Source organism: Yoonia sp. R2331, assembly GCF_041103235.1.
Taxonomy (GTDB): Bacteria; Pseudomonadota; Alphaproteobacteria; order Rhodobacterales; family Rhodobacteraceae; genus CANMYO01.
The window spans coordinates 996,619-1,010,603 of sequence record NZ_JBGCUN010000001.1; the positions used below are offsets into that span (position 1 = coordinate 996,619).

The window sequence follows — 13,985 nt, forward strand, 5'->3', positions numbered from 1 at the left end:
CTTATCGCGTGAACGCTTCTTTGTTGCCGGCGTCAACGTTGATGATGTTGCCTGTCGATTTGGCCGAAAGATCGGATGCAAGGAAATACGCGGCCTCTGCGATGTCTTCGGGCAGCACAGAGCGTTTCAGCATAGAGCGGTCCCGGTACATTTCTTCAAGTCCGTCTTTGTCAGTCCCGTAGGTGCCAGCCCGTTGGTCCAGCCATTCACCTTGCCAGATCTTGGACCCTTTCAGCACTGCATCCGGGTTCACAACGTTCACCCGGACACCCATCGGTGCGCCTTCGAGGGCAAGGCACCGTGCAAGGTGGAGCTCTGACGCTTTGGCTGTGCAATAGGCCGATGCATTTGGAGATGCGGCAAGACCATTCTTGGAGGCCACGAAGACAACAGCGCCGCCCATGTTCTGAACCTTGAACAGTTTGAACGCTTCACGGCTGACAAGGAAATAGCCGGTCGAAAGGATCGACATGTTCTTGTTCCACAGATCAAGAGAGGTGTCTTCGATCGGGGCGGAACTTGCGATGCCGGCATTGGACACAAGGATATCGACACCACCAAACTCTGCCGCGACATCATGATAGGCCGCAGCGACGGCGTCTTCGTTGGTGACGTTCATGTTGACCGTGCGCACCACATCCGCAGAGTATTTCGCGCTCAGACCTTCGAGCGTCTCGGCAAGGGCGGCATCGTCAATGTCAGCCAGCATCACACAGGCCCCTTCGCGCAGGTACCTTTCAGCTGTGGCGGCCCCGATGCCACCAGCACCGCCGGTGACCAATGCCACGCGACCGGCCAAGGACTTTGGCGCAGGCATGCGCTGCAACTTGGCCTCTTCCAGAAGCCAGTACTCGATGTCAAAGGCTTCCTGCTCTGGCAGGCCCTGGTATTCGGACACGGCATCGGCACCGCGCATCACATTGATGGCGTTGACGTAGAATTCACCGGAAATACGCGCCGTCGCCTTGTCCTTGGCAAAGGTGATCATGCCGACACCGGGGATCAGATAGACAACAGCATTCGGGTCACGAATGGCAGGGCTGTCGTCATGTTTGCAGCGATCATAATAGGCCTGATAGCCGACACGGTAGTCAGCGATGGCCGCGTCGAGACCCGCGATGGTGGCATCGACGTCCGGGTTTGCGGGATCGAAATCGACGACAAGCGGGCAGATTTTCGTGCGCAGAAAGTGATCGGGACAGGATGTGCCAAGTGCGGCGAGTCGCTCCATATCCTTGGCGTTGACGAATTCCAGCACCGCGTCACTGTCGGTGAAGTGGCCGACCATATGCTGCTGGCCGGATACATATCCGCGGATGGCAGGCATCAGGCGAGCGGCGGTGGCGCGCCGCTCCTGGGCATCAAGGCTTTGGTGAACGGCACCACCGAAAGCAGCCTTGTCAGCCGTTTCCTTTGCGAACCAATCCATCGCCGTCTGAATCACATGCAGCGTCAGTTCATAGCAGTCCTTTGCGTCATCGGCCCAGGTGAAGAGGCCGTGGCTCTCAAGGACAACGCCCTTTGCATCCGGGTTCTTTTCACAAAAGTCAGACAGCCAAAGGCCCAATTCGTAACCCGGTTTCTTCCAGGGCAACCAGCCGATGCTGTCCCCGAAAATCTGCTGCGTCAGCGCCTTGCTGTCCTTGGCGGCAGCGATTGCAATGATCGCATCGGGGTGCATATGATCGACATGTTTTGCAGGCACATAAGCATGCAGTGGCGTGTCGATAGATGCTGCACGCGGGTTCAGGTTGAACGTGCAATGGGGGAGGTAGGCGACCATCTCGTCCTCAAACTCTACCCCGCGATAAAGGCCCCGCAGCGCGTTCAGCTTGTCCATATAAAGCGTCGAAAACCCGTCCATCTTGATCGAGCCAACGTCGCCACCCGATCCCTTTACCCACAACACTTCCGTTTTATCGCCGGTCAACGGATCATCTTCCATGACTTTTGCAGAGGTATTGCCGCCGCCGTAGTTGGTGATTCTCTTATCAGACCCCAAAAGATTTGACCGATATAGCAGCTTCTCAGAATCGCTCATCTTGCTGGCGCGGGCATCATCCCATTTGTTTTCAAGGCGTTGTCTGTTTGTGGAAGAGGTCATGTGTGTCTCCGTGGACGGCGGGTTAAGACTAAGTTTCAGAAATCAACGTGGCGGTGTGGCGCAGACAAGTCAATCATTTTCGATCACAAACAATCATGCTGCAGTGCAGAATGATTGAATATGACAATTAATGATTGACAAGTTGTCGCGATTCGCTCCACGTTCGGATCATCAAAGGGACACCCCATGCACGAAAAAGATCGCCACAGAGTCATTCTATCTGCCGTTCAGGACCGGTCACTTGTGACGGTCGTTGATCTGTGCACGTTGACGGGCGCGTCTGAGGCAACGGTGCGTCGCGATATCAATACATTGGATGACCAAAAGCAGCTGCGCCGGGTGCGCGGTGGTGCAGAGGCGCTGACCTCAACACCATTTGTCGGCCTTGCCGGGCGGCCGTTCTCGGTCAACGAAACACTGAATAGTGCTGAAAAACAGGCGATTGCTGCCGCCGCAGTAGAGCTATGTGACGATGGCGAGCCGATCATCATCAATGGCGGCACAACGACGTTTCAAATGGTCCACCCGCTGGCGTCGCGTCGCATGCAGGTTTTCACCAACTCATTCCCGATCGCCGAGCACTTGATCAAGAATACCAGCAACACCGTCATGGTGTCGGGCGGTATCCTGTACCGTGAACAGAACATCATCCTGTCGCCGTTCGAGAACGATGTGACACGGAATTTCTACGCCAAACGCATGTTTATGGGCGCGCAGGGCATCGGTCCGTTGGGCCTGATGGAAGGCGACCCCTTGCTGATCCAGGCCGAACAAAAACTGATCGGCCAAGCCGAAGAACTGATCGTTCTGGTGGACAGCACCAAGTTTGAACAACGCTCCAGCCTTGTGCTGTGCCCACTTGAGCGGATTGACACAATCATCACCGACGACATGATAGATGACCGCACCGCGGCCATGCTGGAATCGGCGGATGTAAGACTGATCGTGGTGCCGTCCGGTGCCACGCAGAAAGAGGGGATGGCGTCTTTGCCAGCCTGATTAAAACCACTCCAGGGAGGAAACCATGAGTGTACTGAAGAAACTGGCAGCATCCGCTGCAATGGCCGCAGCGATGATCGCGACGCCAGCATTTGCCCAAGACGACGTGCGCATCGCGCTGGTCGTAAAAGCCTTGGGCATTGGCTTTTTCGAAGCCGCCGCAGAAGGTGCGGAAGAAGCCGCCGCAGAACTTGGCAATGTCGAGATCATCTATACCGGACCGACAGATACGACTGCTGAAGGCCAGATCGAAGTGATCAACGCACTGATCGCCCAGAACGTTGACGCGATTGCGATTTCCGCAAACGATACTGATGCATTGGTGCCCGCACTTCAGCGTGCCATGCAGCGCGGCATTACGGTTATCAGCTGGGATTCCGGCGTTGCCCCCGAAGGCCGTCAGTTGCACCTGAACCCATCGTCCAACCCGCTGATCGGTAACATGATCATCAAGCTGGCTGCCGATCACCTGCCAGATGGCGGTGAAGTGGCGCTGCTTTCTGCGACAACTACATCGACGAACCAGAACATCTGGATCGAAGAGATGAACAAGGTGATGGGCGACTACCCCGGCATCGAAGTCGTGGCGACAGTTTACGGCGACGACCTTGCTGACAAATCCTACCGCGAAGCAACCGGCCTGATGCAGTCCTATCCTGATCTGGACGCGATCATTGCACCAACATCCGTTGGTATCGTGGCCGCAGCGCAGGCTGTCGTGGATGCTGGCAAAGTTGGCGAAGTGAACGTCACTGGCCTTGGCCTGCCGTCCGAAATGGCTGGTGCCATTGAATCCGGTGCATCGCAGTCGTTTGCGATCTGGAACCCGATTGATCTGGGCTACTCCGCGACGATGCTTGCCTATGAGCTGAGCCAAAATGGTGTCGAAGCCGCCCCAGGTGCCGAAGTGCCAATGGGCCGCATGGGCAGCCTGACGCTGGATGAGAACAACGAAGGCGCAATGGCTGATCCGTTCGTCTACGACGCCAGCAACATCGACCAGTTCAAGTCGATCTTCTAAGACGTCTCCCTGGTTCGGTCCGGCGCAACACGTGCGCTGGGCCGGATTACCCCAACCCCCATTCCTGAGAGAGTATTCGGATGTCGACTCGCCCCGCGCCCGCCATATCGCCTGACGTGTCCCCCATGGTCTCAATGGACATGATCACCAAGACATTTCCCGGGGTAAAAGCCCTGGATGAGGTGAAACTGGACCTATACCCCGGTCAAGTGACCGCCCTTGTCGGCGAGAACGGTGCCGGTAAATCCACCACCGTCAAAATTCTGACCGGAATCTATCAGCCCAACGGCGGCACAATCCGCATCAACGGCGATCCTATTTCCTTTGCCACGCCGAACGACGCGTCGAAAGCCGGTATCACGGCCATCCACCAAGAGACGGTTTTGTTCGATGAGCTTTCCGTGGCAGAGAATATATACATCGGTCATGCACCCCGGACGCGGTTCGGCCTGATTGATACGGCACAAATGCATCGCGCCGCCGCCAAGCTGCTGGCCGACATCGGCGCGCCTTTCAGTTCCCACACTCAGTTGCGCGACTTGGGAATTGCCAACAAACACCTGGTCGCCATTGCTCGCGCGCTGTCTGTCGATGCACGTGTGGTCATTATGGACGAGCCGACCGCGGCCTTGTCCCACAAGGAAATCGAAGAGCTGTACGAGCTGGTCGAAACACTGAAATCCCAAGGCAAGGCGATCTTGTTCATCAGCCACAAGTTCGATGAGATTTTTCGCATTGCGGATCGTTACACGGTCTTTCGCGACGGTGCATTCGTCGGCGATGGCCGGATCGCTGACATCACGGAAGGGGAGTTGGTGACGATGATGGTCGGACGGTCCGTTGATCAGATCTTCCCGCAAACCGACCACGACATCGGCGATGAAGTCCTGAAGGTCGAAGGGTATGAACACCCGACGGAATTCGCTGACATCAATTTCAGCCTCAACAAAGGCGAAATTCTTGGCTTCTACGGGCTGGTTGGCGCTGGCCGATCCGAGTTCATGCAAGCCCTGTTCGGGATCACCAAACCCTCAAACGGGGTCTGCCGGATCAATGGCGACGTCAAAGTCATCCGCTCGCCTGCTGATGCGGTGTCCAACGGGATTGTTTATGTGCCCGAGGATCGCGGCAAACAGGGTGCGATCATTGGATTGCCGATCTTCCAGAACATTACGTTACCGTCCTTGGGCAAGACGTCCCAAAACGGATTCTTGAAGCTCGCGGAAGAATTCAAGCTGGCGCGTGAGTATTCGCAGCGACTGGATCTTCGCGCGGCGTCGCTTGATCAGGACGTTGGCAATCTGTCGGGCGGCAATCAGCAAAAGGTCGTCATCGCCAAATGGCTGGCGACCCAGCCCCAAGTCATCATTCTGGACGAACCGACCAAGGGCATCGACATTGGATCGAAGGCTGCGGTGCATGAGTTTATGGCCGAATTGGCAGCACAGGGCCTGTCCGTCATCATGGTTAGCTCGGAAATACCGGAAATCATCGGCATGTCAGACCGCGTGATCGTCATGCGGGACGGCCGCATCGCGGCGGAGCTGACACAAGACGAATTGACCCCCGAAACCCTTGTGCGCCACGCAGCGGGCATCACATCTGACGGAGTGGCAGCATGACCCGTTTCATACCCGTACGCGAAGCGATTTTGGCCGGTGCCATCCTGGTTCTCCTGCTTCTGATTTCTTCCCGCTTTTCAGGCTTTGTCGCCCCGTCCAATCTGGCGAACGTCTTTAACGATACTGCCCCATTGATCATTCTCGCGCTGGGGCAGATGGTCGTGATCCTGACCCGCTGTATTGACTTGTCAGTGGCCGCGAACCTCGCACTGACTGGCATGGTCGTGGCGATGATCAATGTGGCGATGCCCGGTCTGCCGATCCCTGCCATTATCACGATCGCAATCCTGCTGGGCGCGGTCATGGGGGCGATCAACGGGTTGCTGGTCTGGAAGCTCGCCATCCCACCAATTGTTGTGACACTTGGCACAATGACCATCTTTCGCGGGATCATCTTTTTGATCTCTGACGGCAAATGGGTGAATTCCCATGAAATGTCGCCCGCATTCACCGACTTCCCCCGCATGGTGCTTTTGGGCCTGCCAGTGTTGTCATGGGCTGCGATCATCACAATCGTCCTGTTCGGGGTAATGATGGCGCGCACGCAATTCGGCCGTTCGATTTTCGCGGTGGGCGGCAACCCTCATGCCGCCGTCTACACCGGGATTGATGTCGGCAAGACGCAGTTCTGGGCCTTTGTTGTGTCCGGCGCTCTGGCTGGATTGACCGGATACCTTTGGGTGTCGCGCTTTGCTGTGGCCTACGTCGACATCGCGGGCGGGTTCGAGCTTGAGGTCGTGGCGGCCTGCGTCATCGGCGGCATTTCAATCGCTGGTGGGGTCGGCTCTGTCGGTGGCGCTGTGCTGGGCGCGATTTTCTTAGGCGTCGTCAAAAACGCCCTTCCGGTCGTGAACATCTCGCCGTTTTGGCAGCTTGCCATTTCGGGCAGTGCGATCCTGATCGCCGTGGCGTTCAACGCCCGCGCAGGCCGCACCAAAGGCCGCATCATCCTTAAATCGGCGGAGACAACCCAATGACGGACGAAACCCAAACCCGACATGTCCCCGATCGGCTGAACAGCCGCGCCGCGCGCGTGTTCAAAAGCTGGGAAGCCTTGTTGCTGGCCGTGGCAATCGCAATCTTCGTGGTCAATAGCTTTGCATCGCCCTATTTCCTGAGCGCTTGGAACCTCAGCGACGCGACGTTCAACTTCACCGAAAAAGCCATGATCGCCTTTGCGATGGCGCTTCTTATCATCTCGGGCGAAATTGACCTGTCAGTCGCATCAATCATTGCGCTGGCCAGCACGGCGATGGGGCTGGCACTGCAATACGGGGCAGGGACCCCGGAACTGGTGGTGATCGGCCTGACGGTTGGTGTTCTTTGCGGGGCGTTCAACGGCTTCTTTGTCACCGTCCTTGGCCTGCCGTCAATCGTGGTGACAATTGGTACCATGAGCCTGTTCCGCGGTATCAGTTTCATCATTCTTGGCGATGACGCTTTCCGCGGGTATCCCGCCAGCTTTTCCTGGTTCGGGCAGGGCTACATCTATTGGGTCTTCACAGTCGAGATGCTGTTTTTCGTGATCATCGCCATCATCTACGGGGTGCTGTTGCACAAGACCAACTTTGGTCGCGCCGTCTATGCAATCGGCAACAACCCGACCGGCGCATCCTTTAGTGGCATTCGCGTGGCCCGCGTGAAATTCATCCTGTTCCTTTTGACTGGCCTGATGTCCGGTATTGCAGCCGTCTGCCTGACGTCGCGCCTTGGGTCGACACGGCCAAGTATTGCCACGGGGATGGAGCTTGAAGTGGTCACAATGGTGGTTCTGGGGGGCGTCAACATCCTTGGTGGGTCTGGAACGATCCCCGGTGTCGTCATCGCGGCCTTCGTCATGGGGCTTGTCACCTTTGGGCTTGGCCTTTTGAACGTGCCCGGCATCGTCATGTCGATCTTCATCGGCCTACTGTTGATCGGTGTGATTGCGCTGCCGCGTCTTTGGGCGATGGCTGCAGCACGGCGCGCATCATGAGCGAGCGTTTTGTCTTTCGCATGCGGCTGAACGATGGAATGGCCGAAGAGTACAAGCGCCGCCATGATGCGATCTGGCCCGAGCTGGTTGAACTGCTGGGCGACGCAGGCGTCAGTGACTATTCGATCCATCTGGACACGGAAACCGGCCACCTGATCGGCGTCCTGACCCACACGGATGATCACGGCATGGACGCATTGCCAGATCATCCGGTGATGCAGAAATGGTGGGCGTATATGGGCGATATCATGGAGACGAACGAGGACAGCTCGCCCGTTGCCGTGGCGCTGACGCCCCTGTTTCATATGCCATGACCAGACCCCGCCACATCGCCGTCATTGATATTGGCAAAACCAATGCAAAACTGGCGTTGGTTGATCTGTCGACCCTCACCGAAATGGCGGTCGTCACGCGGCCTAATATCGTGCAGCCGGCACCTCCTTATCCGCACTATGATGTCGATGGGCATTGGGCGTTCCTTTTGGATGCCTTGGCACAGTTCCACCGAGAGCACCGGATCGACGCAATTTCAGTGACGACCCACGGGGCTTGTGCTGCGTTGCTGGATTCCACCGGCGCATTGGCCGCACCAATCCTGGACTATGAACACACCTATCCCGCCGAGGTTGTTGATGCCTACGAGGCGATCAAACCTGACTTTGCGCAAACCGGATCGCCGAGGCTTGCAGGTGGCCTGAACATTGGCGCGCAACTGCACTGGCTTTTGGCCAGTGATCCGACACTGAAAGACCGCACCGCCCAGATCGTCACCTACCCGCAGTATTGGGGGCACCGTCTGACCGGCGTGACTGCAACCGATGTCACATCCATCGGCTGCCATACGGACCTCTGGAATCCCTATGACGGGACGTTTTCTGACCTGCCGGCAAAGCTTGGCATTCGCGACAAAATTGCACCCGTGCGCCGTCCGAGCGACATTTTGGGGCCGATCTTGCCAGAGATTGCAAAAGCCACCGGGCTTGCGCCTGAAACACCGGTTTGCGTCGGCATCCATGACTCGAACGCCTCGCTTTATCCGCATGTCATTTCGCAGGTCGGCCCCGTCTCTGTTGTGTCCACCGGGACCTGGGTGATTGTCATGTCGATGAAAGACGGGGGTGCTGTTGCACTGGATCCGTCTCGTGACACACTTGTCAACGTCAATGCGCGTGAACAGGCAGTCGCCAGCGCGCGCTTTATGGGCGGGCGAGAATTTGAAATGGTCCAGCAAGGCCAGCAGGTCGCACCGACCGAACAAGAGGTGACGGCGGTTCTGGAACGGCCCTGCATGTTGCTGCCATCGGTCGAAACCGGTTCGGGACCTTTTCAAGGGCGGCAGATGCATTGGCATAACGGTGAACCAGAGGTCGGAACGGGCCAAAGGTCGGCGGCGCTTTCGTTCTATCTGGCTTTGATGACGGGCACCTGCCTGAACTTTGTCAAAGGCGATGGCCCGACAATCGTGGAGGGCCCGTTTGCCAGAAACCCCGAATACCTTGCGATGCTTCAAGCTGTGACGGAGCGCCCAGTGCTCACGAATGCGGCGGTGACGGGAACGAGCATCGGCGCGGCGATGTTGCTTGGCGATGATGAGTTTCCGCCAAAACTTGACCAAGAAGAACCAACTCTGCCTTTGGATGCGCTAAGGGCCTATGCTGGTTTGTGGTCAGAATTGACCGGCGCCGCGTAGCAGCAAAGCTGGTAATCTAGCGTCAGAGTTCAGCGGTCAGAAAATCATATACACGCTCGATGCTGCGGCTTGTCGTCACCTCTCGGTGGGCGACCAGCCAGATCGGAAACGACAACGGTTCAAGATCGGGCAGAACGTGTAACACGTCAGGCGCTGCAGATGAGCTGATCAAGGGCACGACTGTTGCAGTGGACGGTAAACCTCAATGGTGCAGCAATTCGGTGCGGACCACGTGATCGACGACCAGTTCATGATTTCACATATGCTGCTCTGAACTTCGATGTGGCATGGTCTCGGGCGCGGCACCGCCAAATGTCCTAGCCGCAGGATGACCGGACTACGCCGCGAGGATCAGGCGCCCGGCGTTTGCGTCAAGCCGGCCGAGCAGCGCCATGACCTGATCAAAGGGCAGGGGGCGGCCAAGGGCATAGCCTTGCAAATAATCACACCCCAGATCGCGCAGAATGCGCGCGTGTTCGGCGGTTTCCACGCCTTCGGCCACAACTGCCACACCCTGCATCCGCCCAATGTTGATGATCGTTGCAATCAGGTTCCGCTGGCGTTTGGAATGGGTGATGGGGCTGATCAATTGGCGATCAATTTTCAGCCGATCAGGGGACACCTGCAAAAGGCTGACAATCGAAGCATGGCCGGTGCCGAAGTCGTCAATCTCGACATCAATGCCCATTGTGCGCAGCGCGCTAAGGTTATCGGCCAGCTCGTCGCCATAGGAATCCAGAAACGCCGATTCCAGCAGCTCAAAGGCAAACTTGCCCGGTGCCAAATTCATGCCTTCCAGCGTGCGGATCAAATCGGGGTCTGACAGGCGCATGGCTGATACATTCACAGAAACACGCGGCACATCATGCCCCGCCTCTTGCCATTGTTGCAAATCGTGCTGCGCACGCTGAAGGACCAACGCGTCAAACTGTGCAATCATCCCCATTTCTTCCGCGGTGCCAAGGAAAGCATCGGGCATGATCAGGCCGCGGGTCGGACTTTGCCAGCGTACCAAAGCCTCAAGCCCGGTAAGTTGCAGCGTGTGGGCATCAAACTGCGGTTGATAGTGGCAAATGATCTCTCCCTGATTGAAGCCAGATCGGAGCGCGTCAAAGGCATCTTTGCGGTCTGCGGCGGTCTTGCGCATTGCTTCGTCAAAGAACCTAAATCGGCCCCGTCCGTCTGCCTTGGCCGCGTAAAGCGCAAGATCGGCTGAAACAAACAACGAGGCATCGGGTGCCTGCTGCCGGTCCGAGACCGCGATACCGATGCTGACGCCAAAATTGCAGGGCTGCCCTTTGAAGGCAAAAGGCGCATTCATCTTGCTGATGATCTGCCCGGCAACCTCGGCCAGCTCTGCGTCAGAGGGCGCATCGGCCATCAGCATCACAAATTCATCGCCACCCACCCGGGCCGCGACCCAATCGTCGCGGGCGGATTGGCGCAGGATGTCAGCGGCGTGGATCAGCACCGCATCACCCGCGCCGTGGCCAAGCGTGTCATTGATCTGTTTGAAGTTATCAAGGTCAAGGTGCAGCACCGCCTGCCGCTGATCGGGAAAATCGCGCAGAAAGCCGCCCTGTAATTCATCCAGACCGCGGCGGTTGGTGAGGCCTGTCATCGCATCGTGGCGCGATTCATGTTCCAGCAGGGCGCGGGCGGCCTCCAGTTCTTCCTGACGGAGGATGTCGTTGGTGATGTCGATATTCACACCTACAAACCGGTCGCCGCGCTTGGCGTCCGCCACAAAGATCGCACGGCTGCGCACATGCACGATGCTACCGTCAGGCCGGAGGATGCGATAATCGAGCGCAAGATCAATGCCGCGTTTGACAGAATCCTCTGAAATCGCAGTGGCGCGTTCCAGATCGTCAGGATGGATCAAGGTCGACCAAAAGTCGGCGGGCTGGAAATTATCCAGTTCCGGCACGCCGAACATTTCAAGCAGGCGGTCATCCCAATAGGCAACGCTATCGCGCACGTTGAATTCCCACCGCCCCATTTCAGCCGCGCGCATCGCCACGCGCAAGCGGTCGGACATCTGTTCGTGCTCTTCCTCGACCTTCTTGATCTCTGTGATGTCGGTGTCTGTGCCGATGATACGGGCAGATCGCCCATCGTCGAAGCGTTCGACCACGCGGCCACGGCTGAGGATCCAGACCCAGTGACCGTCGCGATGCCGCTGCCGGTATTGGTAATTGATCACATCGGTTTCGCCCGACTCATGGCGCTTAATCTCGCCCTTCACCATGTCGATGTCATCTGGATGCACATCGGCCAGCCAAGCGTCCACCGATTGGTGCACGTCTTCTTCAGACGGCATGCCACGCATTTTGCGCCAGGTATCTGACACGAACCGCTGACCAGAGCCCTTGTCATGATCCCAGACCCCCTGATCGGCGCTTTGGATGGCAACCTTCCAGCGCAATTCACGTTCTGTCAGGTCATCAATGAGGGTCTGACTGGTCTTGGGTTGGGTTATGTCCGTGTCCGTGCCAACAAACCGTTGCGGATTACCGTCTGTGTCACGTGCCACGACCCGGCCGCGACTGAGAACCCACAGATAATGCCCGTCATTGTGACGCTCTCGAAATTCGATCGAGAATTTGTCGCCACCATGCGTCATGACATGGGCAAGACTTTCGCGCAGACGGGCAGCGTCTTCGGGATGAACGCGTTCAAAGATGCTGTCTGGCCGCGTTAGATTGGTGTCACTGCGGCTGCGGCCGCGCATCCGATACCAATCGTCGTTGTAGCTGCAGACCTGACTGCAGACATCAATTTCCCACAGCCCGTAATCGCCGCTCAACAGGGCATCTTGCCATGTCAAAAGCTCCGCCGTTTGGATGTCGAGTGGCTGCTGCACCAGAAACCCAATTTGCGCGCCGGCATCATCCCGCAAATCACTGACCACGAAACTTGCCGCTTTGCCGCGCCAGTGCAGCGCAAATGTTGGCGGATCAATCGGTTTCCCGTCCGCGGCCCTGGCTTGCACACTGGCAAATTCGACCTGATCCGGGGGGCTGAGAAGGTCCGCAAACCGCAGGCCGGGACCAATCGATTCAGAAGACAGGCCCAGCGTATCCGCCGCTGCAGCATTCAGCACAGTAACCTGGCCATCAATCGACAACGCCATTGCAGGCATCTGCATCGCCTGGATCAGCGGCGCAATCGACGGTCCGAGGTTGATTAGGTGATGCTGCATCGCGGGCCGAGTCATTCCTGTTTCATTCTCCATAGAGTTGCAGTGTTAATTGCCAGTTAGTTTGACATGCAAATTTGCCTTGTTGCTTGTCCTGTTCGTTTTGCGGTCTGCTCAATAATTGGGCGCGTGGCTAGAAAAGAGGCGATTTCCGCGGCGAACCACCTAAATCCAACCGAGCGCCCATTGACCCTGTCGCCCGCTGCGGCCTTTTTGTCGGGTATGGGAGTGATCACACAAAATGTCCAATCTGCGTCTGCTGCAGAGGGATCCTCGCCGCCGCGCGCGCAGGGGTCTGCCCATGTTGCTGTGGCTCGAAAGGCAGGGCGGACAAGGCTGCAGGATTTGCGCCAGTCTGGCGCGCTCAAGCTGGTATTCCCGCGCCGTCACGGTGTTGACGATGTCGAGGCTGTCGCGGTCAACACCGCTGGCGGGATCACGGGCGGTGATCGTTTTTTTCTGACCGCAAATGTAGGCGCGGGCGCGCATCTGCGGCTGACGACACAAGCGGCAGAGCGGGTCTACCGTGCCCAAAGCGGCAGCGGTCAGGTCAGCACGCAGATCACCGTCGGGCAGGGCGCAAAACTGCACTGGCTGCCGCAGGAAACGATCCTTTTCGAAGGGGGTGCCCTGCGCCGTCGCTTTGCGGTTGATTTGGCCCAAGATGCCCAGTTTTTGTTGGTCGAACCGCTTGTTTTTGGCCGTCAGGCGATGGGCGAAGACCTGTCTCGTTTTTTGCTGGACGACCGTATCATTGTCCGGCGGGCGGGCCAGCCGCTTTACTTTGATGGCACGCGTCTGACCACCGGTGCCCAGCTGCAGCGCGGTGCGCAGGTCGGGGGGGCTCGGGCAGCGGCACAGGTGGTCATGGTCGGACCAATGGCCGCCGCGTCCTTGCCGGTGGTGCGCAGTCATCTGCCCGCCACCGCCGGGGCGAGCCTGATCGGCGATGACCTGCTGGTGGTGCGCATGTTGGCGGCTGACAGCTTTGCCATGCGGCAAGACCTTTTACCGATCCTTGACCATCTAACTGATAACCAACTGCCGACATCATGGAGACTATGACCAGATGCAACTGACCCCCCGCGAGAAAGACAAGCTGCTGGTGGCCATGGCCGCCGAAGTGGCGCGCAAGCGGCTGGCGCGCGGCGTCAAGCTGAACCACCCCGAAGCGATTGCGCTGATCACTGACACCGTGGTCGAAGGCGCGCGCGACGGCCGGTCCGTGGCCGACATGATGCAAGCGGGGGGGCATGTGCTGACCCGTGATCAGGTGATGGATGGCATTGCCGAGATGATCCACGAGGTGCAGGTCGAGGCGACGTTTCCTGACGGCACCAAACTGGTCACTGTCCATGACCCGATCCGCTAA

12 protein-coding genes are annotated in these 13,985 nt (G+C 57.8%); 9 read left to right on the forward strand and 3 right to left on the reverse strand.

Annotated features, from left to right (window positions below; all coding sequences use genetic code 11):
• Position 1 precedes the first annotated feature (1 nt).
• On the reverse strand, positions 2–2,104 hold the full coding sequence (locus tag AB3Y40_RS05035) for a bifunctional rhamnulose-1-phosphate aldolase/short-chain dehydrogenase (protein ID WP_369437699.1): 2,103 nt from the start codon (positions 2,102–2,104) through the stop codon (positions 2–4).
• Between the two features lie 186 nt (positions 2,105–2,290).
• On the opposite strand from AB3Y40_RS05035, the gene AB3Y40_RS05040 reads away from it, so the two are divergent.
• The 7 genes from AB3Y40_RS05040 (at position 2,291) to AB3Y40_RS05070 (ending at position 9,411) form a co-directional block, all read left to right on the forward strand.
• Positions 2,291–3,103: a DeoR/GlpR family DNA-binding transcription regulator gene (locus AB3Y40_RS05040; RefSeq protein ID WP_369437700.1), complete on the forward strand. Its 813-nt coding sequence runs from the start codon at positions 2,291–2,293 to the stop codon at positions 3,101–3,103.
• Positions 3,104–3,128: 25 nt separating this feature from the next.
• Complete coding sequence (rhaS, locus tag AB3Y40_RS05045; protein ID WP_369437701.1) at positions 3,129–4,124, forward strand: rhamnose ABC transporter substrate-binding protein; 996 nt, start codon at positions 3,129–3,131, stop codon at positions 4,122–4,124.
• 80 nt (positions 4,125–4,204) lie between these two features.
• On the forward strand, positions 4,205–5,746 hold the full coding sequence (locus AB3Y40_RS05050) for a sugar ABC transporter ATP-binding protein (RefSeq protein ID WP_369437702.1): 1,542 nt from the start codon (positions 4,205–4,207) through the stop codon (positions 5,744–5,746).
• Positions 5,743–6,723 (forward strand): ABC transporter permease, encoded by a 981-nt coding sequence (locus AB3Y40_RS05055; RefSeq protein ID WP_369437703.1) that lies wholly within the window; start codon positions 5,743–5,745, stop codon positions 6,721–6,723. The genes AB3Y40_RS05050 and AB3Y40_RS05055 overlap by 4 nt, the downstream gene beginning before the upstream one ends.
• Positions 6,720–7,721: an ABC transporter permease gene (locus AB3Y40_RS05060; protein WP_369437704.1), complete on the forward strand. Its 1,002-nt coding sequence runs from the start codon at positions 6,720–6,722 to the stop codon at positions 7,719–7,721. Before AB3Y40_RS05055 ends, AB3Y40_RS05060 begins: the two co-directional genes overlap by 4 nt.
• Positions 7,718–8,035 (forward strand): L-rhamnose mutarotase, encoded by a 318-nt coding sequence (gene rhaM, locus AB3Y40_RS05065; RefSeq protein WP_369437705.1) that lies wholly within the window; start codon positions 7,718–7,720, stop codon positions 8,033–8,035. The genes AB3Y40_RS05060 and rhaM overlap by 4 nt, the downstream gene beginning before the upstream one ends.
• Positions 8,032–9,411, forward strand: coding sequence for an FGGY-family carbohydrate kinase (locus tag AB3Y40_RS05070; RefSeq protein ID WP_369437706.1), 1,380 nt, complete (start codon positions 8,032–8,034; stop codon positions 9,409–9,411). The genes rhaM and AB3Y40_RS05070 overlap by 4 nt, the downstream gene beginning before the upstream one ends.
• A 22-nt stretch (positions 9,412–9,433) precedes the next feature.
• On the opposite strand, the gene AB3Y40_RS05075 is transcribed toward AB3Y40_RS05070, so the two are convergent.
• Both AB3Y40_RS05075 and AB3Y40_RS05080 read right to left on the reverse strand, forming a co-directional pair.
• Complete coding sequence (locus AB3Y40_RS05075) at positions 9,434–9,583, reverse strand: hypothetical protein (protein WP_369437707.1); 150 nt, start codon at positions 9,581–9,583, stop codon at positions 9,434–9,436.
• Between the two features lie 165 nt (positions 9,584–9,748).
• Positions 9,749–12,616: an EAL domain-containing protein gene (locus AB3Y40_RS05080; RefSeq protein WP_369437708.1), complete on the reverse strand. Its 2,868-nt coding sequence runs from the start codon at positions 12,614–12,616 to the stop codon at positions 9,749–9,751.
• 219 nt (positions 12,617–12,835) lie between these two features.
• Here AB3Y40_RS05080 and AB3Y40_RS05085 point away from each other — a divergent pair, with 219 nt between their 5' ends.
• Both AB3Y40_RS05085 and AB3Y40_RS05090 read left to right on the forward strand, forming a co-directional pair.
• Positions 12,836–13,678, forward strand: coding sequence for an urease accessory protein UreD (locus AB3Y40_RS05085; protein WP_369437709.1), 843 nt, complete (start codon positions 12,836–12,838; stop codon positions 13,676–13,678).
• Positions 13,679–13,682: 4 nt separating this feature from the next.
• Positions 13,683–13,985: an urease subunit gamma gene (locus tag AB3Y40_RS05090; RefSeq protein ID WP_369437710.1), complete on the forward strand. Its 303-nt coding sequence runs from the start codon at positions 13,683–13,685 to the stop codon at positions 13,983–13,985.